Source organism: Pseudomonas sp. P5_B2, assembly GCF_056400445.1.
The window spans coordinates 1-687 of record NZ_JBFULH010001346.1; the positions used below are offsets into that span (position 1 = coordinate 1).

A 687-nucleotide genomic window follows, 5' to 3' on the forward strand; every position below is an offset into this window, starting at 1 on the left:
GTTTTATCGATCCATCGATTGAAAAAATCTTTTTTACCCGCCGGTCGATTGTCGATATAAGGGGCGCCAAAGGCAGTCTTAGCCTGGAGTTAACCTTATGAGCACTGGCAAAGAGCAATTGGACGTAGAAGACGACTTCACACCCGTTGAGGCCGATGACGCTGAACCGGTGGTTGAAGTGGCAAAGACCAACCTGAGCAAACGCCGCACCATCGACAATCTGCTGGAGGAGCGCCGACTGCAAAAGCAATTGGCCGATTACGATTTTGACCTTTAACACCTAAAAGCCTCCCGAAACGGAGGCTTTTTACTAAGTGCCGTTCGCTGATGAGTGTCGCCTTATCAACCGTTAGTGGCACTTAAACCAGCCCGTTGCGTTGAGCCAGCTCGATCAGATCGACCAGGGAACGAGCATTGAGCTTCAACAACAGGCGAGTTTTGTAAGTACTGACGGTTTTATTGCTGAGGAACATTCCATCGGCAATCTCCTTATTGGTCTTTCCTCTGGCCAGTTGTTGTAACACCATCATTTCACGCCCGGACAGACGATCCACCATATCGGCTTCACTGGCATTGCCAAGACTGGACCGTACGGTATGCAAGGCTTGATTCGGAAAGTAACTGTAACCGGACAGAACGGCTTTTATGGCACTGAGCAATTCTGTGAGATCCTGCTGTTTGCAAACA

At 49.3% G+C, this 687-nt stretch carries 2 protein-coding genes; one reads left to right on the forward strand and one right to left on the reverse strand.

The features are described from left to right. The first annotated feature begins 97 nt into the window (after positions 1 to 97). Entirely contained in the window at positions 98 to 277 is a 180-nt protein-coding gene (locus tag AC1DRJ_RS31140) for a PA3496 family putative envelope integrity protein (protein WP_007898493.1), read from the forward strand. Positions 278 to 359: 82 nt separating this feature from the next. Here the strand turns inward: AC1DRJ_RS31140 and AC1DRJ_RS31145 are convergent. Next, on the reverse strand, positions 360 to 687 hold a 328-nt coding region (locus AC1DRJ_RS31145; protein WP_477805491.1), incomplete at its 5' end, for a LuxR C-terminal-related transcriptional regulator.

Bases quoted from the DNA above. Each gene is read 5' to 3' on its own strand.
- AC1DRJ_RS31140 (WP_007898493.1), top strand. From the start codon at position 98: ATGAGCACTGGCAAAGAGCAATTGGACGTAGAAGACGACTTCACACCC.